A 22,289-nucleotide genomic window follows, 5' to 3' on the forward strand; every position below is an offset into this window, starting at 1 on the left:
CAGGTAGACGGCAATGACATCACCGCAGGAAAACAAGCATGTAGCTGACAAGACCAGACCTTAGCGATTCATTCGCTGATCTCCCTTGCAGAGTAGCGCGAAGCTATCAGCTCCACCAGCAGCGCTTTAACAACGTACAGGGAATATTCAGGGGGCGGGAGAGATGTCGAGGATCTGGATACTGTTCTGATCCTTCAGGCTTTTCACCGTCGGTTCGGCGATGCGACCGTCCAGGTCATTGAGGTCCAGTTTGGCGGGGATGGGCAGTAATTTGGCGCGAATCATCTGTGCGGCGACTTCGAGACTGGGCTTTTGCGCGCAGCTGAACTGCTCCACGGACTGCACGCCGTGATCATCAACGAAGGTAACTTGCCAGTTTTGCATCAGTGCCTCCTCGATAAAGCCCATGGATGGGCTTATACCTATCTGGACCTTGAGGGCGCGGCGATCGTTCCACTCAAGGCAGGAGGCACCTGATCGGTTGGGCTTACGGCTTCTCGGCCGCTGCCTTGAGGGCTTTCAAGGTGTTGAAGGGGGCTTCAACCACAAACTTGTTGGCCAACCAGGAAGGCACGCTGCCGCCTGGCTCGGTGTGGACCTGGTAGGTCACTTCGGTCTGGTCGGCACCTTTGGGCACCAGTTTCCAGAAGCCTTCTACCTGGGCCACACGCACATAACCCTTCTCTTCCGGCAGATAGGTGGGTACTTCCAGCAGCTTGCGGGTCACGCTGCCATCGGCAGCCTGGGTGGTGGTGATTTCCAGGATCGAGTCACGATCGGTCACCGGGAACGGCGCCTTGAACTGGGTGTAGGTCCAGCTCTTGTCGCCTTCCTTCTTGAGCAACTTCTGCGACTTGCATTCGTGAATCCACTTACAGGCACCGACGACATCGTCCTGCAGGGCCTGGACCTTGGCCAATGGCGCCTTGATCACAGTAACGCCGCGATAAGCCTTGTACTTGGAGCCAGCCACTTCACTCAAGGCAACTTTGATCCCTTCTTCATCCTTGGCAACCTGCCACTCTTCTGCCTGTGCAGCAGCCGCAAACAACACCGTAAAACCGCACAACACAGCCATTCGTTTCAGCGAACCCATTGGTGTATTCCTTATTGTTGAAGTTCTGACATTAAAGCCCACTAAGCCGCCGTCATCTGCTCCCACCAGCCGATCAACCTGATCGCTTCTTCCTGGCTACTACCACAGACCTCAAGATCTGCCGCAAAGGCACCGCACACCGCAGGCCGCTCCGGCTGGCCAAACAATTGGCACAGCTGTTCGACCGACAGATGCAGGCAGCGTTCGCCTGCGGGTTTGCCATTAGGCATACCGGGCAACGGCGAACTGATGGAGGGGGCTATACAGCAGGCGCCACAGCCTTCACGGCATTTCATGACCAACAGGTCCTCGACGACATAGTGTTGATGGCCGGGCTAGAGTACGCCCTAAAACATCCGTTTTAAAATGGTCTAACAGGGGTTTTTCGCAGAAAACAAAAGTGACCGACCAGTCTGCGACAGAAGGTCAGTGGATCAGGTCACTTTGCGGGGAAGATTAATTCTTGAATTCAAAATCCAGAGCCGCGCCTTCAACGTCGCGCCGCTCTTCATTGCGCATTTGCAACTGCATTTCATTGCTGAGCAAGCGCCCGTTGATCTGGAATGCACTGTTATCGACCGGCTTCTCATCAAACATCGGCGGTAACAACGGTACGTTTCTAGGTTGCGGCATGGTGCCAAGGGGCTGCAGATGGCGGACCATTTCCTGGGGCAGACTGAGGTCCAGTTGTGCAGGCGCCAGCTTGGTCTGGGCCACTTCACGGGCCGACTTGGATTTGCTGGCGGTAGGTGCGCGCTTTTTCACCTTGGCGGTTTTTTTAACCGGGGCGGGCTTTTTCGCCTGGACCGTTTTTTTAGCCGGGGCCGGCTTTTGTTCAGCGGCTGCCAGCACGATCGGCGCACTGGCAGGTGCTGCCAGTACAGGCGTGGCGTTGCACAGGCCCGCCAGACAGATCAACAGCGCGGCAGGAAAAATATAAGTCATATCGCCTACAGCATTAACGGCAGAAGGCCATATGCTCGCTTGTTGAGCGCGGCATGACAAGCGCGGTGATTAGCCACCTACCGTTCATGCCCGTCTTTGGCCCTTCAAAACCCGCTCGCCGCCTCCTGGCACAACTGGTTGGCCAGCATGCCCAGAGTCATCAAGGCGCGCTCGGCTTCACGGTTCCACGGGGTACCGCAATTAAGCCGGATACAGTGGTTGAACTGTTCTGTATTGCTGAAGATCAGCCCCGGCGCAATGCTGATGCCCTGCTGCAGGGCGCGCACGTGCAGTTCCTGGGTGTTGACCCTGCCCGGCAGGCTGACCCACAGGATAAAACCGCCGGTCGGTCGGCTCATCTGCGTGCCTTCGGGGAAATACTGCTGCACCGCCAACTGGAAGGCGCTGAGGTTCTTGCGGTATTCCTGGCGAATGTAGCGCAGGTGCCGGTCGTAACCGCCGTTCTCCAGGTACGCCGCCACCCCCATCTGCGTGACGCTGCACGCCGAGTGGGTGCTGAACATCTGCAGGCGCTGGATCTCCTGCTGGTATTTGCCGGCAACCATCCAGCCGATGCGCACGCCGGGGGACAGGGTCTTGGAAAAACTCGAGCAGTAGATCACCCGGTCCAGGCGGTCATATGCCTTGAGGGCCTTGGTGCGGCCCAATTCAAACATCAATTCGCCGTAGATATCATCTTCAACAATCTGGATATCGAAATCCGAGGCCAGGCGCAGCAACTGTTTCTGCCGCTCTTCGGGCATGGTGCCGCCCAGGGGATTGCTCAGGCGCGTGGTCAGAACCAGGGCCTTGATCGACCATTGGTTGGCCGCCAGTTGCAGAGCCTCCAGGCTCATGCCGGTGGCCGGGTCGCTGGGGATCTCGATGACCTTGAGGCCGAGCAAGTCCGCCAGTTGCAACAGGCCGTAATAGGTGGGGGACTCGGCAGCGATCAGGTCGCCGGGACGGGTCAGCACGCGCAAGGACATCTGCAACGCATCGACACACCCGTGGGTGATCACCACTTCAGACGGGTCGACCACCACGCCGGCATCGCGCATGCGAATCGCGACCTGGCGCCGCAACGGCTCAAAGCCCGGGCTGAACATATAGCTGAACGCCCGTGGGCTCTGAAAGCGCGTGACCTTGGCCAGTTGCTGGTGCAGCGCACGTACCGGCAGGTAATCGACACTGGGCACGGCGGCCCCCAGCGGGAACACCCCTTCACGACGGGACTCGACCAAGACCTGTTGAATGATACTGCTGCGTGTGACCAGGCCCGGGCGCTCGACCCGCGCAATATCCGGCGTCGGTGCGGTCAGGGCCGGGGTCTGGTGCACGTAATACCCGGACTGCGGCCGCGCGCGGATCAACCCCTGATCCTCGAGATTGGCGTAGGCCTGCAACACCGTGGCATGACTGACATTGAGCTGGGAGCTCATCTTGCGCACCGAAGGCACGCGCTCACCCGGTTGATAGACACCGCGCCGGATATCCTCAGCCAATTGCTGGGCGATACGTTGGTAAAGCAAGAGATTGGTCATGACGCAGCACTCGATTTCACGGGTATTTTATTTTTGTGTGAAACATACCGGCACAGTTTAGAAGTGTACGGGGACAGTTGCCACAATAGTCGAGGACGGGCGGCAGTGATAGAAAAAACTGTAGGGGTTGAGCACGCAATGGCGGGCATGAAAAACCCGATCGAGGATCGGGTTACGGGGCGAGACACACAGCCTATTCCCTGTGGGAGCTGGCTTGCCTGCAATGGCATCGCTGCGGTTCAGTTGAAAGTCCGCGTCGCCTGTATCGCAGGCAAGTCGGCGCCCACAAGAACTGAGGTTCAGCGCGCGGCGCCGAGCTGGCCCTTGTCATCGGAGAAGACAATCTCCACACGCCGGTTCTGCGCCCGCCCCCGTTCGGAAGCATTCACTTCCACCGGGTACTGATCGCCATAACCTTCCACCTGGATGCGTTTGTCATCAATGCCCAGGTCAACCAGTACGTCCGCCACGGCCTGTGCCCGGTCACGGGACAGTTTGAGGTTTTCCTGCTCGCCGCCGGTACTGTCGGTATAGCCCTCGATCCGCACTACGCGCTTGGGGTTCAGTTGCAGGAATTGCACGATCTTCAGCACTGTACGGTTGGCGGAGTTTTTCAGTTCGGCCTGGCCGGTGTCGAACAGTACGTCGCCCAGGGTCATCACCAGGCCACGATCGGTCTGGGTGGTGGTCAGGCTGGCGATTTGCTCTTCGAGCCACTTGCCCTGTTGTTGCACGCTCAGCAATTTGGCCTCGCGCAGCGCCAGTTGCAGGCGTTGGCGCTCCAGTTCGCGTTTGGCGGCACGTTCTTCGTTGAGCACCAATTGCGTATGTTCCCGGGCAATCGCGCTGTAGCGCTGACTCAGGTAAGCGTAATGCACCACGTCGCCACCACTGCCCCAGTAGCTGGACAGACGGTCGGCACGGGCCAGGGACTCACCGGCGCGGATCACGTCCTTGGGCGCGATGCGCAATACATTGGAGTCTTCCTTGACCTTCTGGAAGTCGCTGCCGGCCTGTTGCAACGCAGTGTCGCTATTGGGGTGGCTGGCACAGCCGCCGAGCACCAAGCTGCTCAATAGCAGCCCACAGGTCAGACGGTTCATTGGGCATCTCCCAGCTGTTTGCGCAGGCGGGTGATACGGGTGTCGAGGACATTCAACTGTTCCTGGCTTTTTTGCGTCAGCACCCGTGCCTCTGCCAGGCGGGCATCCAGTTCGGCCTGTTCAGCCAGCATGCGGGCATCCTTGTAGGATTCATCCGCCATATCGGCCTTGGCCTGGGCCAGCTTCGTTTCGGCGAGTTTCAACTCGGGCACGTCGTCAGCAACGGCCCCCACGGCGGCGGCTTGCTCCAGGGCTTGCTGGGTCAGGCGCATTTGCTCATTCGGCGCAGGATCTGCGGCACAGCCCGCCAGCGTTACTACGGCGAGGGCGGCGAAAAGAGGTCGAATAGTCACTAAAAATCCCTACTTTGTTGGGGTACCGACGGGTTGCTGCAACTGCGTCTTCCAGCGTTCGATATTGCGCTGCAACGCGGCTTCCGTCAGACCGGACGCGGCCAATTCTGTCATCTTTTTCGCGAGCTGTCCGCGCAACCACGGATCATTGCAGGCAGAGTTGTGGGAAATCGCCAGGAACAGCCCCGGCTGATCAATCGGCAGCTCACGGGCCAGCAAGTCTTTGCTCATCCCCAGGGTCTGGGCCATGGCCATGCCGGAGTAACGTCCCGCCAGCACGTAGTCCACTTCACCCAGCAACAGTTTCTGCAAGGCCGGGGTCAAGGTTGGCACGCGTTCCAGGGTCAGGTGCTCGCTGGCAAAGGTTTCAAACTCAGGGGACAGGCGCACCCGCTCCGAGACCGCACCTTTGTGGCCATGCAAATCGGCCGCGCTGGCGTAGACCAGGGGCGAGTCGACGCGGGTCCACACCCGGTAATCGGCCTGCATCAGCGCCGGGTGGATGTAGTCCAGGGTCTCCAGTTCGCTGACGTTCAGCGGCGCGTCGAGCAGCATGTCCATGCGCCCGCTGCGCACTTCTTCAAGGGCCAGGGAACGCTTGCCGCCGTACAGCAGGTCGATTTTCAGCCCCAGTTCCTTGGCCACTTGTTGCAACACATCGGCATTCGCGCCGATCAGGTGGGTGGGGGCTTGGGGGTCACGCCACAGGTAGGGCGGCGCATCCGGGCTGCCGGTCACCACCAGGCGCTCGCATTTGCCAGCCGCGATAGACACGGTCGGCAGCAGTGACAGGCCCAGCAGTACAGTCCAGCGACGCAGTTCCATGGCGTGTTTCCCGATCAAGAGTGGCGTGCAAAAAAAAACCCGGTCATAAGACCGGGCTCTTTATAAGTGAAGCGGCTGGTTTAGACCAGCTTCTCCAACTCAGGTACGGCTTCGAACAAGTCCGCAACCAGGCCGTAATCCGCCACCTGGAAGATCGGTGCTTCTTCGTCCTTGTTGATCGCAACGATCACCTTGGAGTCTTTCATACCGGCCAAGTGCTGGATCGCGCCGGAGATACCGACCGCGATGTACAGCTGTGGCGCAACGATCTTGCCGGTCTGGCCGACCTGCATGTCGTTGGGTACGAAACCTGCGTCAACGGCCGCGCGGGAAGCGCCGACCGCAGCGCCCAGCTTGTCGGCCAGGGCGTACAGGTGTTTGAAGTTGTCACCGTTCTGCATGCCACGCCCGCCGGAAACGACGATCTTGGCAGCGGTCAGTTCAGGACGATCGGACTTGGCCAGCTCTTCGCCAACAAAGCTGGAAGTACCAGCGTCGTGCGCGGCAGCCACCGCTTCAACGGCAGCCGAACCACCTTCAGCGGCAACCGGGTCGAAACCGGTGGCACGGACGGTGATCACTTTGACCGCAGCAGTGGACTGCACGGTGGCAATGGCGTTACCGGCGTAGATCGGGCGCTTGAACGTGTCGGCGCTTTCGACCGAAACGATCTCGGAGATCTGGTCAACGTCCAGTTGCGCAGCAACGCGCGGCAGGATGTTTTTGCCGTTGGAAGTGGCGGCAGCCAGGATGTGGCTGTAGCCAGCGCCCAGCTCTGCAACCAGAGGGGCAACGTTTTCCGGCAACTGGTGAGCGTAGGCAGCGTTGTCGGCGGCCAGTACTTTGCTCACGCCCGCGATTTTCGCGGCGGCTTCAGCCACGGCACCCACATTCTGGCCAGCGACCAGCACGTGGATATCACCACCGATTTTCGCAGCGGCAGCCACGGTGTTCAGGGTGGCCGGGGCCAGCACCTTGTTATCGTGTTCGGCGATTACGAGGATAGTCATGATCAGATCACCTTCGCTTCGTTTTTCAGTTTCTCGACCAGTTCAGCCACCGACTTGACCTTGATACCCGCGCTGCGTGCAGCTGGCGCTTCGACTTTGACGGTCTTGTTGGTAGAGGCGGTGGAAACGCCCAAAGCATCCGGAGTCAGCACTTCAAGCGGCTTCTTCTTGGCTTTCATGATGTTTGGCAGGGACGCATAACGCGGCTCGTTCAAACGCAGGTCGGTGGTGACGATGGCCGGCAGTTTCAGGGAAACGGTCTGCGCGCCGCCGTCGATTTCGCGGGTCACGGCAACGCTGTCGCCACTGACTTCGACTTTCGAGGCAAAGGTACCCTGGCCGTAACCGGTCAGTGCAGCCAGCATCTGGCCAGTCTGGTTGTTGTCGCTGTCGATGGCCTGTTTGCCGAGGATCACCAGTTGCGGCTGTTCCTTGTCGACAACGGCTTTCAACAGCTTGGCCACGGCCAGCGAGGTCAGCTCTTCAGCGGATTCGACGAGAACCGCGCGATCGGCACCCAGGGCCAGGGCGGTACGCAGCTGCTCTTGAGCAGTGGTCGGACCGATGGAAACGACGACGATTTCAGTCACGACACCTTTTTCTTTCAGGCGTACGGCTTCTTCCACGGCGATTTCGCAGAAGGGGTTCATCGACATTTTGACGTTAGCCAGATCGACGCCGGAATTGTCCGCCTTGACGCGAACTTTCACGTTGTAATCGACAACGCGTTTGACAGCTACAAGAACCTTCATGGATTCCTCGTTACTCTCCGGTGAAAAGGAAGCCGCCCGGATAAACCTGGCGGTAGATGCTCAACGGCGCACAAGGGCACCTCTAAAAACGCAGGCCTTCATGACAGGTAACGTTGCACGTACTCAATAATAAAGACCGTTCGTCAGGGGTGACTGACAAGTCATTCATCGTTGCAACGTGTAAACTGCGCGCCAGCATTACGTGCGCGTCAACCTGCATGAGCAGTGCCTTGTCTTTGGACGTGGCCTTGAAACCGGCAGTCCGCCTACGAGAAGCGCAAAACCGACCGTATATTGACCGGAACACCTTTTCCGGTCAATACAGCAAAATGGTCAGATATAAGCCGCGTTGCTTTGATTTACCTAGCTCGCGGGCAATTCAAACAAACGTTTGTATTGGACGCTGAGAGTGGTGTAGATATAATGCGCCACCTAGAGAGAAAGGTGGGTCGTCCCCTGCCCTTTTGTAAGAAATTGGCGCAGAAGACGACAGATAAAACACCGAACCTCCACCCATTAGAAAAAAAACTGTTGAGCCTTGAGTAGGAGATAGCCTGTGGAACGCGAATACATGGAATTCGACGTGGTCATCGTCGGCGCAGGGCCGTCGGGCCTGTCTGCCGCCTGCCGACTGAAGCAGAAGGCCGCCGAAGCCGGTAAGGAAATCAGCGTCTGCGTGGTCGAAAAAGGCTCGGAAGTCGGCGCACATATCCTGTCCGGCGCCGTGTTTGAACCACGCGCCCTGAACGAATTGTTCCCGGACTGGAAAGAACTGGGCGCTCCACTCAACACCCCGGTGGTGCGCGACGACATCTATGTACTGCGCAGCAGCGACACCTCCACCAAGGTGCCTGACTTCTTTGTGCCCAAGACCATGCACAACGAAGGCAACTACATCATCTCCCTGGGCAACCTGTGCCGCTGGCTGGCCCAGCAGGCCGAGAACCTGGGCGTGGAAATCTACCCAGGTTTCGCGGCCCAGGAAGTACTGTTCGACGAAAACGGCGTTGTGCGCGGGATCATCACAGGCGACCTCGGCGTCGACCGTGAAGGTCATCCCAAAGAAGGCCTGTATACCCCAGGCATGGAACTGCGCGGCAAGTACACGCTGTTCGCCGAAGGCTGCCGTGGGCACCTGGGCAAGCAACTGATCCAGCGCTTCAACCTGGACAGCGATGCCGACGTACAGCACTACGGCATCGGCCTCAAGGAAATCTGGGAAATCGACCCGGCCAAGCACCAACCAGGCCTGGTGGTCCACACCGCCGGCTGGCCGCTGGACATCATGCGCAACGAGAACACCGGTGGTTCGTTCCTCTATCACCTGGAAAACAACCAGGTGGTCGTAGGCCTGATCGTCGACCTGTCCTACAGCAACACCTTCCTGTCGCCGTTCGATGAGTTCCAGCGCCTCAAGCATCACCCGGTGCTGGCCCAGTACCTGGAAGGCGGCAAGCGCATCAGCTACGGCGCCCGCGCCCTGGCCAAGGGCGGCATCAACTCGCTGCCGAAGATGGTATTCAAGGGCGGCGCCCTGATCGGTTGCGACCTGGGCACCATGAACGTGGCCAAGATCAAGGGCAGCCACACCGCCATGAAGTCCGGCATGCTCGCCGCAGACGCCGTGGCTGACCGTCTGTTCGCCGAATCCGAAGGCGGTGATGAACTGACGGCCTACGTCGACAGCTTCAAAGCCAGTTGGCTCTATGAGGAACTGTTCGCCACCCGTAACTTCGGCCCGGCGATGCACAAGTTCGGCCCGATCATCGGTGCCGGCTTCAACTGGTTCGACCAGAACATCCTCGGCGGCAAAATGCCGTTCACCCTGCATGACACCAAGCCGGACTATGCCTGCCTCAAGCTGGCCAAGGACAGCCAGAAGATCGACTACCCCAAACCCGACGGCAAGCTGAGCTTCGACAAGCTGAGCTCGGTGTTCCTCTCCAGCACCAACCATGAAGAAGAACAGCCGTGCCACTTGAAACTCAAGGACCCGAGCATCCCGATCGGCACCAACCTGCCGCTCTACGATGAACCGGCGCAACGCTACTGCCCGGCTGGCGTGTACGAAGTGATCACCCAGGAAGACGGCGAGAAGCGCTTCCAGATCAACGCCCAGAACTGTGTGCACTGCAAGACCTGTGACATCAAGGACCCTTCGCAGAACATCACCTGGGTGACGCCGGAAGGCGCGGGTGGGCCGACTTACCCGAATATGTAAGCCAACTGAGGCTCCCAAATGGGAGCCTTTTTTTATGGGCGACTCGAGTCAATGTGGGCTTGCCTGCTCGTTCCCCCGCTCCGCGTGGGAACGATCATCTATGCCGCTCGCTCTTCACCCGGGTTGCGCAGGAAATAGCGCTTATATTCCCGACTGAACTGCGACGTACTCTGATACCCCACGTTATGCGCCGCCTGCGCCACACCCATGCCTTCTGCCAGTAACAACTGCTGGGCCTTGAGCAGGCGCAAGCGCTTGAGGTACTGCACCGGCGACAACAGGGTGCAGCGCTTGAAATGCTCATGAAACGTCGACGCACTCATATGCGCATAACCGGCCAGGGTCTCGATGTTCAGCGGTTCGGCGTAATGGGCATGCAGGTGATTCAATGAGGTGGCAATCCGCGAGAACTGCCCCTGCTGTTCCACCAGCGCCCGCAGCACATCGGCCTGTGGCCCGCGCAAGGCGGTGAACAGTAATTCCCGCACCCTCGCCGGTCCCATGATCCGGGCTTCCAGTGGATCGTGCAGGCACTGCAACAGCCGCTCGACGCAACCGCGCATCGCGTCATCGAGCACCACCGAGCTCATCGACTCCAAGGTCTGCGCCGCCGGCGGCGGGCCGGCTTGCATGCCCATAGCCATCACCAATTCGCCCAGCACCACCCGATCAATGCCTACGGTCACGCCATACAGCGGGGCATCGGCGGCCATGGCAAACGTCTCGCATTCGAACGGCACCGGCATCGCCTGGATCAGGTAATGCCCGGCGCCATACTCCAGGGTGCGCGGGCCCAGGTAGGCGAGCTTGCTGCCCTGGGCCACGAACATCAGGCTCGGTTCGTAGATCTGCGGCCCGCGCGCCACGTCGCAACTGGCGCGCAGCACCTGCACGCCTGCCAGGTGGGTCGGGGAGAAACCGTCGCAGGGCGTAAGCCCCTCAATCAAGGAAACCAGCGTGGCGTTGGCATCAAGATGGCGGGTCAACAACATGGCAAAAAACTTCGCGAAAAAGGGATAGGAACATCATCGCAGGTCTGGCGGCCAATGAATCCAATCCACGGGCACTCCCGGACGAATAGGCATGAGACTCGGAGCATTTGCCATGTTCGCCCACAGGGTCGACGCGCAGAATTCGCCACCTCTCCCGTCCACGCTTTTGCGAGGTTTGCACCATGTACACTGCCATCGGTTATGCCGCCCAGTCGGCCACCACTCCCCTCGCCCCCATGTCCTTCGAGCGCCGTAGCCCACGCGCCGATGACGTGGCGATCGAAATCCTGTACTGCGGCGTCTGCCACTCCGACATCCACCAGGCACGCAACGAATGGGGCATCGCCGTGTACCCATTGATGCCGGGCCACGAGATTGTCGGCAAGGTCACTGCCGTCGGCGCCAGCGTCACCGCCCATAAGGTTGGCGACCTGGTCGGCGTGGGCTGCATGGTGGATTCGTGCCGCCACTGCGAAGCGTGCAAATCGGACCTGGAGCAATACTGCCTCGAAGGCCCGACCATGACCTACGCCACCCCGGACCGGGTAGACGGCAGCAACACCATGGGCGGCTACTCCGACAGCATCGTGGTCAGCGAGCACTTTGTGGTGAAGATCCCGACCAAGCTCGACCTGGCCAGCGCCGCGCCGATCCTCTGCGCGGGCATCACCACTTACTCGCCACTCAAGCACTACGGGGTCAAGGCCGGCGACAAGGTGGGGGTTCTCGGCATGGGCGGCCTGGGCCATATGGGCATCAAGTTCGCCAAGGCCATGGGCGCCGAAGTGACGCTGTTCACCCGCTCGGCGAACAAGGCAGAAGAAGGCCGACGCCAGGGTGCCGATCATGTGATCGTGTCCACCGATGCCGAGCAGATGAAAGCCGCCGCCGGCAGCTTCGACTTCCTGCTGGACACCATTCCGGTGCAGCACGATCTGAACCCCTACCTCGACGTCCTGCGCTTTGACGGCGTGCATATCCTGGTAGGTTTGATCGAACCGGTCGACCCGCCGGTCAATGCCGCCAAGCTGGTATTGGGCCGTAGAGTCCTGGCCGGCTCGCTGATCGGCGGCATTGCCGAAACCCAGGAAGTCCTGGATTTCTGCGCCGAGCACGGCATTACCTGCGACATCGAAATGCTCGATATCCGCCAGATCAACGAAGCCTATGCGCGCATGATTGCGGGCGACGTGAAGTACCGCTTCGTGATCGACATGGCCACCTTGAAAGCCTGATCAGGCCTTCGCGCCCAACTCCGCGGACAGCCGCGCTGCGACCTGCTTGACCAGGGGGATCAGCTCGGCCATTTTTTCCAGCGGCATGTAGGGCACCGTACTGGCGATGCTGATGCCGGCGACAATCCGCCGGCTGGCATCGCGCACCGGTGCGGCGACGCAGCGGATCGACGGCTCGTTGTCTTCCAGGTCGAATGCATAGCCACCCGCCACGTATTCACGCATACGCTGCTCAAACTGCTCCCAGGATTGCTCCGGGTGCTGCGGCCAGTGCAGGTTTTTCCCGCCTACCGGCAAGCTGACCTGATACAGGCGCTGCCACTCCTCTTGCGAGTCATCGAGCAACAAGGCCTTGCCGATCCCGGTACGTGCCAGGGGCATGCGGTGACCGACCCGCGAACGCATTTCCGGACCATTGCGCCCGGGGTTCTTGTGCAGGTACAGCACATCGTCGAACTCGCGGATCGCCAGGTGGATGGTGTCGCCGGTCAGCGCCGACAGCTCGTCCAGATAGGGTATCGCCAGTGTCACCAGCGGCAGCTCTTCCCGCGCCTGGAAGCCCAGTTCGATCAGCTTCGGCCCCAACAGGTAACCGACTTGCGGCACCACTCGCAGGTAGCGCTCATCCACCAGGCAACTGGCCAGGCGGTGGGTGGTGCTGCGGGTGGTGCCGATGCGCCGGGCGATTTCCTTGAGGTCACGCGCGCCGGCCGCCACCGCCTGCACCACGCCCAGGCCGCGCAACAGGGTCTGGGTGCCCGTGGGCGCGGGGTCTTTGGCGGGAATGGGTGGGTTTTCCTGCATGTAGGGCCTATCTAGAAATGCGAAAGCGGCGGCCATTATGGCAAATGCCAGGCCCCAAGACAGGGCCGATCTCAGCCCTGGGCAAAGTCGCGCAATGCGTCGCCTTCCATGCGGTACCGCACCCATTCTTCCTGGGGTTGGGCACCGATGGACTTATAGAAGGCAATGGCCGGCTCGTTCCAGTCCAGCACGCTCCATTCAAAGCGCCCACACCCATTGTCATAGGCGATCTTGGCCAGGTGGCGCAGCAACTTCTTGCCCGCCCCGCCGCCGCGCTGCTCCGGGTTGATATACAGGTCTTCCAGGTACAGGCAGTTGCTGCCCAGCCAGGTGGAATAGCTGAAGAAAAACACCGCAAAACCAATCGGCAAGCCATCACGCAGGCAGATCAGGCCATGGGCAGTAGCGCCTTCGCTGAACAGGCTGCGCTCGATGTCCACCACGCTGGCGATCACTTCGTGGCGGGCTTTTTCGTACTCGGCCAGTTCAGTGATGAAGGTCAGGATCTGCGCAGCATCGCTGGGCACGGCGGGACGAATCTCGATGGTCATGAACAGGCCTGCGGCTAAAAAAGAAAGGACACATACTAAGGCCCTTTGATGACCGCTTGCAGGGTTTTATGCAGGTGATTACTCCGTCCTGTAGCAATGTTGGCACCGGTAACCACAGAACAAACCGGGCGGTAGCGCATGGTAAAAAGTCCGCCATAAATCCAACAGACGCCCAGGTTTGCCCATGCACCCCACTGCTCCGGTTGGCGGAAAGCTCTTCGCCTTGTTGTGCCTTGCCAGCTACCTGCTGTCATTGTCGTACGGTTCGACGTTTTTGTTATCGCTGCTGATTGATTCCAGAGGCGGCAACGAGCATGACGCCGGCAGCGTGATCTCCATGGCGATGCTCAGTACGTTTATCGCGGTGATTGTGTCCGGGCACCTGGCCGACGCCCTGGGTGCCGCGCGCGCGATTGCCTGCCTGGGGAGCCTGCTGGTGGCCGCCTGCCTGGGTTTTGCCCTGACGCCGGGTTTTGGCCAGGGCCTGATGCTGTTCGGCCTGGCCCTCGGGCTGGGCTGGGGTGTGTTCTATACCCTGGGCCCGATCATCGTGGCGATGCTGGTGCAGCCCAGCCAAAGAGCCAAATATTTCGCCTGGCTGTCGGGCAGCATGATGACCGGCATCGGTTCGGGCCCCTTGTTGGGACGGGCGGCCAGCGCCCTGGGCCTGCCCCTGGAAACCGCGTTTTATATCGCGGCCCTCGCAAGCCTCGTGGGCGTGCTGATCTTCTGGCGCCTGGGCAGCCATCTCCAGCAACAACCCAACTCGCTGGGCGCCGGCGCCGTCTCGAAAATCTCCTGGGCCAGCACCCGCCGTGTGCTGGGCTCCAAGGCGGTATTCGCGATCATCATGGTCGGCCTGGGCGGCTGTGTATTTGGCGGCCTGTCGAGTTTCCAGACCAGCTACGCGGCAAGCCATGGGCTGGATTATTCGCTGTTCTTTCTGGGCTTCATGGGGGCGGCAATCACCAGTCGTTTGTTGATTGCCAGCTTTGTGGTCAGGCGCGATGCGTACTGGTCGGCCTGTGTGTTGTCTGGGTTGATGGTGGTGTCGATCCTGCTGTTGAGCTTCGGCGTGCATGACAGCTTCAGCTACTTGCTGGCGGCCGCTACCTTGGGGGTCGGTTACGGCCTGACCTATTCGGTGATCAACGGCCTGGCCGCCAATGAAGCGCCGAGCGCCAGCACGTCTCAGGCCTTGCTGCTGTTCAGCCTGTCGTACTTTATAGGGGTCTTCGGCTTCCCGCTGCTGGCCGGCAAGCTGATCGTCGAGCAAGGCGTACCGACCCTACTGGCGAGCGTACTGGGCATCGCCTTGCTCAACTGGCTGATTACGCTGGCGCGCCTGATCTGGCGCCGGGTTGCCAAACACAAAATCTTACAGGTGAGCTGACACCGTTCGTCGTGATCCAGGCACCAACAATATGGGCGGGCGGACCAACCTAAGGTAAGGACTTTATTCCTATGGAGGCTCCACCATGAATACTTCCAAAGTGACTGCCCTCGCCCTCGCCGGTTTGCTGTCTGCGGTTTCCCTGGGCAGCTTCGCCGCGTCCGACCCTTCCACCGGCAAGACCGACCCGATTGGCAGCCCGCCCAACCCTGCCACCCAAGAGAGCAAAGACTCCATGGGCACCGGCCTGGATACCAATGGCGGAGCCATCATCCAGAACGGTGCCGACCCACGCACCCAAGGCAATGACGGCAACCGCCAGGGCCTGGGTACCGATGTGGAGAACGGCAAGATCGGCCCCGGCAAGAACGCCGCTCCGAGCGGCAACGATGACAACCTGCCCGGCGCACCGAAACAACCTTGACCCCTTGACCGACAGACGAACACTACCCCACCACTGACCCTGAAGAGGTATGCATGAACGTCGATAAAAACCTGGAGAAAGAAGTCCTCACCCGCCTGCTGCACGCGCACCCGAACGGTTTGGGTAAGGAGGTGCTGGATAACTACCGGGGCGAAAAAATCGTGGCCAGCACCCTGGCCACTCTTCAGGAGCGTGGACTGATCAAGGAAGGCCACGTGACCTGCAACGAGGCCGGCGAACACGCGCTGCACCTGCCGATCAAACTGACGGCCTCTGGCGTGGACGCCGCCCGCAAGCTGGAAAGCCAGCCGTAGCGGCTGTCGAGCCCTGGCGAGGCTGCGCTTGAGTGCGCAGTGCTCGCCCTTTCGCCAGGCATCACCTACAGCGTTGGGCGTTGCGCAGCCACCAGCAACATCATCGGCCGCTCCAGCTCCTCCGCCAACTCAGGCCGGGCCACAAGGTCCGCGGCACTCGGGCCCCATTCTTCAATATGGCTCAGGCTCAAGCCTGCTTTGATCAACATGTTGAGCAGCGTGCCCAGGGTACGGTGCTGCTTGATCACACCCTTGGCCAGCCAGTCGGTGACCCGTGGCCCTTCCAGTTGATAACTGTCCAGCGGCCAGCTTTTACGCCCTTGCTCATCGACCTGCCAGCCCGGTTGCCGGGGCGCCATGAAGATCGGGTGCTCGATGGAGAAAACCAGCCGTCCTCCCGGCTTCAGGGCTTTATGAATTCGGGCAAACAGCCCGGGTAGATCGGCGATGTAGTGAAAGGCCAGCGAGCTGTAGGCCAGGTCATAAGCCGCATCGGGCAGATCAAGCTGCTCGAGGTCGGCAATGGCATAAGTAATGGCCGAGGATGAAGTCATTTCCTTCGCCCGCGCCAGCATCTTCTGTGAGACGTCCAGCCCCAGCACCTGTTCGGCGCCCTGTTCCTGGGCCCAGCGGCTGAACCAGCCATAACCACAGCCCAGGTCCACCACCTTCAATCCCTGCATCAGCGGCAACAACGCCTGCAACGCGGGCCATTCCGGCGCACCTGCCAACCCTTGCAGGGAGCGGCCCATTTGACTGTAGCCCGCGAAAAAGGCTGGGGTATCGTAGATATTCTGCGTCACGGCGGTATCAATCCCTGGGTTCCAGGCCTATCGGAAAGAACACCCCGCCACTCCAGATGCCCAGCCAACTCTCGCCGTCGATCAGGCGCGTCACCGCCAGCTCCACCATCTGGTAGAACACGTTGCGATGAACCAGTGCTTCAAGGTTGTTGCGCACCCGCACATAGGGCGACGGTTCCTGGGTCTGCGGATCAATCACCACCCGCAACGGGTGTTCGGGGCCGGCTTCGATGACGTCTTCGACATTGGAGGTAAACCGCAGGAGTTGGCTTTCGCCCTGCCCCTCGACCTCCATCGACACCGCCACAAATGGCGCGTCATCTACCTTGATCCCGACCTTTTCCACCGGAGTGATCAAAAAGTAATCATCGCCATCGCGGCGGATGATATTGGAGAACAGCTTGACCATCGGTTTACGCCCGATGGGGGTGCCCAGGTAGTACCAGGTGCCGTCGCGGGCGATACGCATGTCGATATCGCCACAGAAATCCGGGTTCCACAGATGAACCGGAGCCGGTCCCTTGCCCTTGGGCAACTGTGCCAACAAATCATTGGCCTTGGCCGAACCCGTCATGCTGTTCTCCTTTGAATTACTGGTCGCTCATGCCCAGCAGGCTGCGGGCGTATTGCCGCAACGGTGGGCCAAGCAAATCTTCGGGTTTATTGTCGTGGAACGTCAGTAAACCGCCACGACTGCGAATCCGTGCAGTATCAATCAAATATTGGGTGCTGGTCTCGATCAACATAATCTGGATCACGCCACTGTCGACACCCAGCCGGTCCAGGGCTTCCTGGTCGGCCCATTCATCTGCATTGCCAATGCGATCATCAGCCTTGGCGAACCGCGTGTACAACAGGTAATGGGCACCTGCTTCACGGGCTTCGGCCATGGCCTGCTCCAAACCTTCCGGGGCGCGGGCGCGGCGGACCATGGGGAAGTATTCGATAAAACCGTTGAAGGCCTCTTCGGCCACCACATTGGGTCGCGGGTAGGCACTGCCCGGCGGCGTGAACGCACCCTGGGCGATAAACACAAAGGAATCGGGCTGAATGCGAACCGAGTTGGAACGACGTGTGTCGCTGTGGTCCAGCAAACCGGCATCGCTCATCTGATAGCGAGTGCCTTCGGCCATATCGCTGACTGTCATGCAGCCACCCAGCGCAAACGACGCCAGCAACAAAACCAGACTACGCATCCTATCCTCCAGAAGCCGGTGACGGAAAACCGGCGAATGGGCACGAGATGCAGATTTTGCGCCAGCTTGCCTGGCTAGCCGCCAATGATCTTCATCACCGTCGCCCCGCCCGAAAACGCCACTTCCTGCTTATCGCCCAAGGCCTTGACCAGCAAGCCCTGTAACGCCGGCAAGGCCTGATGACGCGGCTTGTCCAACAAGTCGCCGACATAGTGGCGGTTGCTCGAAGACAGACAGCCGTGCAGCCAACCTGTGGAAGACAGACGCAGGCGTGAACAGGTTCGGCAAAACGGCACGCTTTCATTGGCGATCACGCCGAAGTAGCCCTGGCCGGGAATTTCATAGCGCACGGCCGTGGCATCCACCGGGGCGTCGGCCTGCAGGTATTCGTGATGTTCGCCAATCAGGCTCAACAGTTGTTGCAGGCTGACAAATTGCTGCAGGAAGGCGTTGGAGTCGCTGGCCAGGTGGCCCATGCGCATCAACTCGATAAAACGCAATTCATAACCGCGCGCCAGGCAATACTCCAGCAGCGGCATCACCTGGTCGAGGTTCTGCCCGCGCAGCGGCACCATATTGACCTTGATCTTGATCCCCGCCGCACGCGCCTGGTCCATGCCATCGAGCACCGTGGCCAGGTCGCCGCCCCGGGCAATCCCGCGAAAGGCATCGGCATCCAGGGTGTCGAGGGACACATTGATACGACGAATGCCGGCATCCACCAGCAGTGGCAACTTGCGCGCCAGTAACTGGCCATTGGTGGTCAGGCTGATATCACTCAAGCCCATCTGCCCGACGGCCTGCATAAAGGTTTCGAGCTTGGGGCTGACCAGCGGCTCGCCGCCGGTGATCCGCAGGCGATCAATGCCCGCTGCCTCGATCAGGTAGGCCACGCCACGCGCCATGGCCTCGGCCGAGAGTTCGTCCTGCGCAGCCACCAGCCGCTTGCCGTTGGGCACGCAGTAGGTACAGGCATAATTGCAGGCTGAGGTCAGGCTGATCCGCAAATTGCGAAAACGCCTGCCTTGACGATCAACGATCATGGATCACTCCGGCAGAGGATAATTCGGGCGCGCTAAAACCTGACTCATAAATCAGATTTTAGCAAGGTCCTTGCCTGAGTATATTCCTGGGTTATCACATACGGCAGTAAATCAGCCGGCCATTGCCCGGATGAATGCCTTAGGTGGCAGGCGTCTCGGGGTTAGGCTGGTCGCTGCTGTGCTTGCGCTTGTTGCCCATGCGCACGCCGATGTCCATCAGGAATTGGAAGAAGCCTTCCTGATCTTCCAGCACATTGCTCCAGAATGGCGAGTGGTACAGCGCCACGGCGCCATGCACCAACGCCCACGCGGCGCAGTAATGGAAATAAGGCGGCACATCTTCCAGCTTGCCTTCGCTGATCCGGCCTTTGATCAGCAGGGTCAGGCGTTCGAAGTTCGAGGCGCGGATCTTGTGCAGTTCCTCGACCATTTCCGGCACCTGGTGGCCCTTGACCACTTTTTCTTCCAGGCGGTCAAACAGGCGGTAACGCTGCGGGTCCCGCATGCGGAACTCAAAGTACGCCCGGGACAGGGCTTCCTTGTCCTTGTCGACATCGGCCGAATGCAGCAACTCGTTCAAATCGCGCTCGTAGTCGAGCATCAGGCGCAAGTAAATCTCGGCCTTGGATTTGAAGTGCTTATAGATCGTGCCTTTGCCGATACCCACGGCATCCGCAATCATCTCGACGGTGACGCTGTCTTCACCCTGTTCGAGGAACAATTTGAGCGCGGTGTCGAGAATTTCCTGCTCACGGCGGCGAAACTCACGGACCTTACGGGGTTCTTTGTGCATAGAAAGAGGTCTGCAGAGGTCAGTATTGGAAGGGATGAGCGTGCCGATGACGGAACGTTTTACCCGGTGCGAGGGATTATCCCGACTGCACGGTCGTTGGGCAACGTCTATATGAACAACCCATACACTAAACTTACAGCACGCCAACGAATCAGGCGCTATCGGTCAGAAATAAAGCATAGATTCGCACGATGTACTGCCGCCCCATGAGAACTCAAGCGAAGCGGATGTATTCCAAATCTGTTTAAAAAACGACCAGAAGCGGCTGGACTGCACGGGATACTGATCAATACTTCATCTGTCGGTGTGACATCTCCCCCAAGTGACACACCGATATGGGTACCAACGGACCGCGTATCCTTGTTTACTCCTAATGGTCTTAGCCCGGATTCACCCCCCAGAACCCGGGTTTTTTTTGCCTGGGATTCAGCGAACGTGGGCCAGTGGGAACAGACGCTTGAAGTTGGCGGTGGTCTGCTCGGCAAAACGCTCCACCGACTCGCCGCGCAGCATTGCCAGGTAATCCGCCACATCCCGCACATATTCCGGCAGGTTGGGTTTGCCGCGATGGGGGATCGGCGCCAGATAGGGTGAATCGGTCTCGACCAGCAAGCGATCGGCCGGCACCTGGCGCGCCACGTCCCGCAGGGCCTCGGCGTTGCGGAAGGTGACGATGCCCGACAAGGAAATATAGAACCCCAGGTCGAGGGCCGCCTTGGCCATCTCCCAGTCCTCGGTAAAACAGTGCAACACACCCGCCTGGGGCAGCGCCGCTTCACGCAGCAAGGCCAGGGTGTCGGCGCGGGCGCCACGGGTATGCACGATCACCGGCTTGCCGGTCTGCTGCGCCGCTTGCAGGTGCAGGCGGAACGAGGCTTGCTGCAACTCGGCGGCTTCCGGCTCGTAGTGGTAGTCCAGGCCGGTCTCGCCAATAGCCACCACCCGCGAGTGATTGAGTTCGTCCAGCAGCCACTCAAGTGCCGGGGCTTCACCGGGCTTGAGGTCCAGGGGGTGGATGCCCACAGAGCAATCCACATCGGCATAGCGTTCGGCCAGGGCCTTGACGTCGGCGGCGTTCTCGGCGCTGACGCCAATGCACAGGAAGTGCCCGACGCCACGCTGACGCGCAGCGTCGAGGGCAGCGTCCAGGGAGCCGTTGTGGGCGGCGAGGTCGAGGCGATCAAGGTGGCAATGGGAATCTACGAGCATAAGAAGTTACAACTTGCGTCACAGGAAGTGTCTGGCCGACAAAACATCCTTCGGCCCCGAAAATATCAACGTCGACCGAGCAGCCCGCCCCACTGCACCAGCAGGGCCTCAAGCAGCAGCACCCGGTTCAGGTTGGCCTTGCCCAGCACCTTCTGGCGTTGGGCGAGGATCCAGTCCTGGATGTTCAATACCTTGTCCTGGGCACTTTTCTGCGCCAGGTATTGCACCACCTTGCGCATGTCCATCAAGCCCAGGCCGTTTTCGTCCTGGGTCAATTGGTAGCGCAGGATCAGGCTGGACCAGTCGCAGAACCAGTCAAATAGCAGCAACAGCGGCACGTCTTTCCAGCCTTCGGCCAACTGCGTGGCAGACTGCTCCTGCTTGAGCAGCTTCTTCACCCCGTCGACCACCAGCGCACGCTGCTCGCGTACGCCCTGGGCCTGCAGGCTGACCGCTGCCAAGGGCGAGCCGGCTGCCAGGGTCAGCAATTCGACCCGCTCCTGCTCAGTGCATTCGGGCAAGGCCTGGCCCAGCCACTGCAAGCTCATGGCCTCGCTTGGCAGTGGGCAGGCCTGTTGCACGCAGCGACTGCGAATGGTCGGCAGCAGACGACTGGACTGGTGACTCACCAGCAACAACACCGTATCGCCAGAAGGCTCCTCAAGGCTCTTGAGCAAGGCGTTGGCGGCGTTGATATTCATCGACTCCACCGGCTCGATCAATACCACCTTGCGCCCGCCCATCTGCGCGGTCTGCACCACGAAGCTCACCAGGTCGCGCACCTGGTCGACCTTGATCGCCTTGTCCGCCTCCTCCGGTTCCAGCACGTAGTTGTCCGGATGGCTGCCGGCCTTGAGTAGCAGGCACGACTTACAGTGCCCGCACGCCTCCAGCCCTGCCGGCTGCTGGCAGAGCAGGCGGGCCATCAAGCGCTCGGCCAGGGCACGCTTGCCGATGCCTACCGGCCCATGGAGCAGATAGGCATGGGCGTGCTGGGCACGCCCGGCCAATTGCTGCCAGAGGCTGTCCTGCCACGGATAGGCTTCAGCCACGGTACAGCTCCAACAGTTTGGGGAGCAGCTCATCGATGGCCCGCTGCACCTGTTCCAGGGGCTGAGCGGCATCCAGCAGGCAGTAGCGCGACGGCGCGGCTTCGGCACGCTTGAGATAGGCCGCACGCACCGCCTCGAAAAAGGCTCGGCCTTCCAGCTCGAAACGATCCAGGCGACCACGGGCGCTGGCCCGGGCCAGGCCGATGTCTACCGGCAGGTCGAAGACCAGGGTCAAGTGCGGGCGCAGGTCGCCTTGGACGAAGGTCTCCAGGGTCGCAATGCGCTCCAGGGACAGGCCGCGGCCAGCGCCCTGATAGGCGTAGGTGGAATCGGTGAAGCGGTCGCAGATCACCACCGCGCCCCGGGCCAGCGCCGGGCGAATCACTTCGGCCAAGTGCTGGGCACGGGCGGCAAACACCAGCAACAGCTCGGTGTCCGGGTGCATGACCTCGTCGCCAGTGGCCAGCAACACCTCACGGATCTTCTCGGCCAGGGGCGTGCCGCCAGGCTCGCGGGTCAGCAGCACCTCGATACCTTCAGCCCGCAAGCGCTCGGCCAGGTATTCACGGTTGGTACTCTTGCCAGCGCCTTCCGGGCCTTCCAGGGTAATAAACAAGCCAGTCACAGGCAG

At 60.4% G+C, this 22,289-nt stretch carries 26 protein-coding genes; 5 read left to right on the forward strand and 21 right to left on the reverse strand.

Features of this window, described 5'->3' with window-relative positions; genetic code table 11:
* Positions 1-147 precede the first annotated feature (147 nt).
* The 10 genes from HBO24_RS10060 to HBO24_RS10105 form a co-directional block, all read right to left on the reverse strand.
* Entirely contained in the window at positions 148-384 is a 237-nt protein-coding gene (locus tag HBO24_RS10060; protein ID WP_225923814.1) for a hypothetical protein, read from the reverse strand.
* 103 nt (positions 385-487) lie between these two features.
* Positions 488-1,096 carry an START domain-containing protein gene (locus HBO24_RS10065; protein ID WP_057439582.1) on the reverse strand — a complete coding sequence of 203 codons (609 nt, stop codon included), beginning with the start codon at positions 1,094-1,096 and terminating at the stop codon, positions 488-490.
* A 41-nt stretch (positions 1,097-1,137) separates the two neighbouring features.
* Complete coding sequence (locus HBO24_RS10070) at positions 1,138-1,392, reverse strand: YkgJ family cysteine cluster protein (protein ID WP_076961156.1); 255 nt, start codon at positions 1,390-1,392, stop codon at positions 1,138-1,140.
* 160 nt (positions 1,393-1,552) lie between these two features.
* The gene (locus HBO24_RS10075) at positions 1,553-2,041 is read right to left on the reverse strand and encodes a hypothetical protein (RefSeq protein WP_057439583.1); all 489 of its coding nucleotides are present in this window, start codon (positions 2,039-2,041) and stop codon (positions 1,553-1,555) included.
* A gap of 104 nt (positions 2,042-2,145) precedes the next feature.
* Positions 2,146-3,585, reverse strand: a complete 1,440-nt coding sequence (locus tag HBO24_RS10080) for a PLP-dependent aminotransferase family protein (RefSeq protein ID WP_170059645.1) — start codon at positions 3,583-3,585, stop codon at positions 2,146-2,148.
* A gap of 299 nt (positions 3,586-3,884) precedes the next feature.
* Positions 3,885-4,688 (reverse strand): OmpA family protein, encoded by an 804-nt coding sequence (locus HBO24_RS10085; RefSeq protein ID WP_057960379.1) that lies wholly within the window; start codon positions 4,686-4,688, stop codon positions 3,885-3,887.
* Positions 4,685-5,041 carry a DUF4398 domain-containing protein gene (locus HBO24_RS10090; protein WP_057439585.1) on the reverse strand — a complete coding sequence of 119 codons (357 nt, stop codon included), beginning with the start codon at positions 5,039-5,041 and terminating at the stop codon, positions 4,685-4,687. Before HBO24_RS10090 ends, HBO24_RS10085 begins: the two co-directional genes overlap by 4 nt.
* A 9-nt stretch (positions 5,042-5,050) precedes the next feature.
* Positions 5,051-5,866: a transporter substrate-binding domain-containing protein gene (locus tag HBO24_RS10095; RefSeq protein ID WP_057960380.1), complete on the reverse strand. Its 816-nt coding sequence runs from the start codon at positions 5,864-5,866 to the stop codon at positions 5,051-5,053.
* Between the two features lie 80 nt (positions 5,867-5,946).
* Positions 5,947-6,876 carry an FAD-binding protein gene (locus tag HBO24_RS10100; RefSeq protein WP_057960381.1) on the reverse strand — a complete coding sequence of 310 codons (930 nt, stop codon included), beginning with the start codon at positions 6,874-6,876 and terminating at the stop codon, positions 5,947-5,949.
* A 2-nt stretch (positions 6,877-6,878) separates the two neighbouring features.
* Complete coding sequence (locus HBO24_RS10105; protein ID WP_057960382.1) at positions 6,879-7,628, reverse strand: electron transfer flavoprotein subunit beta/FixA family protein; 750 nt, start codon at positions 7,626-7,628, stop codon at positions 6,879-6,881.
* 556 nt (positions 7,629-8,184) lie between these two features.
* Here HBO24_RS10105 and HBO24_RS10110 point away from each other — a divergent pair.
* Complete coding sequence (locus tag HBO24_RS10110) at positions 8,185-9,849, forward strand: electron transfer flavoprotein-ubiquinone oxidoreductase (RefSeq protein WP_115128743.1); 1,665 nt, start codon at positions 8,185-8,187, stop codon at positions 9,847-9,849.
* Positions 9,850-9,947: 98 nt separating this feature from the next.
* Here HBO24_RS10110 and HBO24_RS10115 read toward each other — a convergent pair whose 3' ends face one another.
* Positions 9,948-10,841, reverse strand: a complete 894-nt coding sequence (locus HBO24_RS10115) for an AraC family transcriptional regulator (protein ID WP_057439589.1) — start codon at positions 10,839-10,841, stop codon at positions 9,948-9,950.
* A gap of 182 nt (positions 10,842-11,023) precedes the next feature.
* On the opposite strand from HBO24_RS10115, the gene HBO24_RS10120 reads away from it, so the two are divergent.
* Positions 11,024-12,076: an NAD(P)-dependent alcohol dehydrogenase gene (locus tag HBO24_RS10120; RefSeq protein ID WP_170059646.1), complete on the forward strand. Its 1,053-nt coding sequence runs from the start codon at positions 11,024-11,026 to the stop codon at positions 12,074-12,076.
* Here HBO24_RS10120 and HBO24_RS10125 read toward each other — a convergent pair whose 3' ends face one another.
* Positions 12,077-12,880, reverse strand: coding sequence for an IclR family transcriptional regulator (locus tag HBO24_RS10125; protein WP_057960385.1), 804 nt, complete (start codon positions 12,878-12,880; stop codon positions 12,077-12,079).
* Positions 12,881-12,951: 71 nt separating this feature from the next.
* Positions 12,952-13,431, reverse strand: a complete 480-nt coding sequence (locus tag HBO24_RS10130; protein WP_057439591.1) for a GNAT family N-acetyltransferase — start codon at positions 13,429-13,431, stop codon at positions 12,952-12,954.
* 184 nt (positions 13,432-13,615) lie between these two features.
* Between HBO24_RS10130 and HBO24_RS10135 the strand changes: the two genes are divergently transcribed.
* The 3 genes from HBO24_RS10135 (at position 13,616) to HBO24_RS10145 (ending at position 15,562) form a co-directional block, all read left to right on the forward strand.
* A complete protein-coding gene (locus HBO24_RS10135; RefSeq protein ID WP_115128746.1) occupies positions 13,616-14,824 on the forward strand; it encodes an MFS transporter in 1,209 nt (402 codons plus the stop codon).
* An 85-nt stretch (positions 14,825-14,909) separates the two neighbouring features.
* Positions 14,910-15,248 carry a hypothetical protein gene (locus tag HBO24_RS10140; RefSeq protein ID WP_057439593.1) on the forward strand — a complete coding sequence of 113 codons (339 nt, stop codon included), beginning with the start codon at positions 14,910-14,912 and terminating at the stop codon, positions 15,246-15,248.
* 53 nt (positions 15,249-15,301) lie between these two features.
* The gene (locus HBO24_RS10145; RefSeq protein WP_057960387.1) at positions 15,302-15,562 is read left to right on the forward strand and encodes a hypothetical protein; all 261 of its coding nucleotides are present in this window, start codon (positions 15,302-15,304) and stop codon (positions 15,560-15,562) included.
* Positions 15,563-15,627: 65 nt separating this feature from the next.
* Here the strand turns inward: HBO24_RS10145 and HBO24_RS10150 are convergent, their stop codons facing one another.
* The 8 genes from HBO24_RS10150 to tmk form a co-directional block, all read right to left on the reverse strand.
* Positions 15,628-16,365: a class I SAM-dependent methyltransferase gene (locus tag HBO24_RS10150; protein WP_169960813.1), complete on the reverse strand. Its 738-nt coding sequence runs from the start codon at positions 16,363-16,365 to the stop codon at positions 15,628-15,630.
* Positions 16,366-16,372: 7 nt separating this feature from the next.
* The gene (locus HBO24_RS10155) at positions 16,373-16,939 is read right to left on the reverse strand and encodes a DUF1285 domain-containing protein (protein WP_057439594.1); all 567 of its coding nucleotides are present in this window, start codon (positions 16,937-16,939) and stop codon (positions 16,373-16,375) included.
* A gap of 16 nt (positions 16,940-16,955) precedes the next feature.
* Positions 16,956-17,561, reverse strand: coding sequence for a DUF4823 domain-containing protein (locus HBO24_RS10160; protein WP_057439595.1), 606 nt, complete (start codon positions 17,559-17,561; stop codon positions 16,956-16,958).
* Positions 17,562-17,635: 74 nt separating this feature from the next.
* On the reverse strand, positions 17,636-18,604 hold the full coding sequence (locus tag HBO24_RS10165) for a radical SAM protein (RefSeq protein WP_057439596.1): 969 nt from the start codon (positions 18,602-18,604) through the stop codon (positions 17,636-17,638).
* A 139-nt stretch (positions 18,605-18,743) separates the two neighbouring features.
* Positions 18,744-19,397 carry a TetR/AcrR family transcriptional regulator gene (locus HBO24_RS10170; RefSeq protein ID WP_057439597.1) on the reverse strand — a complete coding sequence of 218 codons (654 nt, stop codon included), beginning with the start codon at positions 19,395-19,397 and terminating at the stop codon, positions 18,744-18,746.
* Between the two features lie 426 nt (positions 19,398-19,823).
* Complete coding sequence (locus HBO24_RS10175; RefSeq protein WP_057960390.1) at positions 19,824-20,606, reverse strand: TatD family hydrolase; 783 nt, start codon at positions 20,604-20,606, stop codon at positions 19,824-19,826.
* Positions 20,607-20,671: 65 nt separating this feature from the next.
* Positions 20,672-21,658 carry a DNA polymerase III subunit delta' gene (locus HBO24_RS10180; protein WP_170059647.1) on the reverse strand — a complete coding sequence of 329 codons (987 nt, stop codon included), beginning with the start codon at positions 21,656-21,658 and terminating at the stop codon, positions 20,672-20,674.
* On the reverse strand, positions 21,651-22,283 hold the full coding sequence (gene tmk, locus HBO24_RS10185) for a dTMP kinase (RefSeq protein ID WP_057960391.1): 633 nt from the start codon (positions 22,281-22,283) through the stop codon (positions 21,651-21,653). The genes HBO24_RS10180 and tmk overlap by 8 nt, the downstream gene beginning before the upstream one ends.
* Positions 22,284-22,289: the final 6 nt, after the last annotated feature.

The organism is Pseudomonas sp. WS 5410, assembly GCF_012985645.1.
GTDB lineage: Bacteria > Pseudomonadota > Gammaproteobacteria > Pseudomonadales > Pseudomonadaceae > Aquipseudomonas > Aquipseudomonas shahriarae.

Coding starts and splice junctions, on each gene's coding strand:
- HBO24_RS10065 (WP_057439582.1), bottom strand. CDS start 1,096: ATGGGTTCGCTGAAACGAATGGCTGTGTTGTGCGGTTTTACGGTGTTG.
- HBO24_RS10135 (WP_115128746.1), top strand. CDS start 13,616: ATGCACCCCACTGCTCCGGTTGGCGGAAAGCTCTTCGCCTTGTTGTGC.
- HBO24_RS10070 (WP_076961156.1), bottom strand. CDS start 1,392: ATGAAATGCCGTGAAGGCTGTGGCGCCTGCTGTATAGCCCCCTCCATC.
- HBO24_RS10145 (WP_057960387.1), top strand. CDS start 15,302: ATGAACGTCGATAAAAACCTGGAGAAAGAAGTCCTCACCCGCCTGCTG.
- HBO24_RS10165 (WP_057439596.1), bottom strand. CDS start 18,604: ATGATCGTTGATCGTCAAGGCAGGCGTTTTCGCAATTTGCGGATCAGC.
- HBO24_RS10130 (WP_057439591.1), bottom strand. CDS start 13,431: ATGACCATCGAGATTCGTCCCGCCGTGCCCAGCGATGCTGCGCAGATC.
- HBO24_RS10160 (WP_057439595.1), bottom strand. CDS start 17,561: ATGCGTAGTCTGGTTTTGTTGCTGGCGTCGTTTGCGCTGGGTGGCTGC.
- HBO24_RS10125 (WP_057960385.1), bottom strand. CDS start 12,880: ATGCAGGAAAACCCACCCATTCCCGCCAAAGACCCCGCGCCCACGGGC.
- HBO24_RS10175 (WP_057960390.1), bottom strand. CDS start 20,606: ATGCTCGTAGATTCCCATTGCCACCTTGATCGCCTCGACCTCGCCGCC.
- HBO24_RS10170 (WP_057439597.1), bottom strand. CDS start 19,397: ATGCACAAAGAACCCCGTAAGGTCCGTGAGTTTCGCCGCCGTGAGCAG.
- HBO24_RS10085 (WP_057960379.1), bottom strand. CDS start 4,688: ATGAACCGTCTGACCTGTGGGCTGCTATTGAGCAGCTTGGTGCTCGGC.
- HBO24_RS10060 (WP_225923814.1), bottom strand. CDS start 384: ATGCAAAACTGGCAAGTTACCTTCGTTGATGATCACGGCGTGCAGTCC.
- HBO24_RS10105 (WP_057960382.1), bottom strand. CDS start 7,628: ATGAAGGTTCTTGTAGCTGTCAAACGCGTTGTCGATTACAACGTGAAA.
- HBO24_RS10080 (WP_170059645.1), bottom strand. CDS start 3,585: ATGACCAATCTCTTGCTTTACCAACGTATCGCCCAGCAATTGGCTGAG.
- HBO24_RS10075 (WP_057439583.1), bottom strand. CDS start 2,041: ATGACTTATATTTTTCCTGCCGCGCTGTTGATCTGTCTGGCGGGCCTG.
- HBO24_RS10120 (WP_170059646.1), top strand. CDS start 11,024: ATGTACACTGCCATCGGTTATGCCGCCCAGTCGGCCACCACTCCCCTC.
- HBO24_RS10155 (WP_057439594.1), bottom strand. CDS start 16,939: ATGACGGGTTCGGCCAAGGCCAATGATTTGTTGGCACAGTTGCCCAAG.
- HBO24_RS10115 (WP_057439589.1), bottom strand. CDS start 10,841: ATGTTGTTGACCCGCCATCTTGATGCCAACGCCACGCTGGTTTCCTTG.
- HBO24_RS10095 (WP_057960380.1), bottom strand. CDS start 5,866: ATGGAACTGCGTCGCTGGACTGTACTGCTGGGCCTGTCACTGCTGCCG.
- HBO24_RS10100 (WP_057960381.1), bottom strand. CDS start 6,876: ATGACTATCCTCGTAATCGCCGAACACGATAACAAGGTGCTGGCCCCG.
- HBO24_RS10140 (WP_057439593.1), top strand. CDS start 14,910: ATGAATACTTCCAAAGTGACTGCCCTCGCCCTCGCCGGTTTGCTGTCT.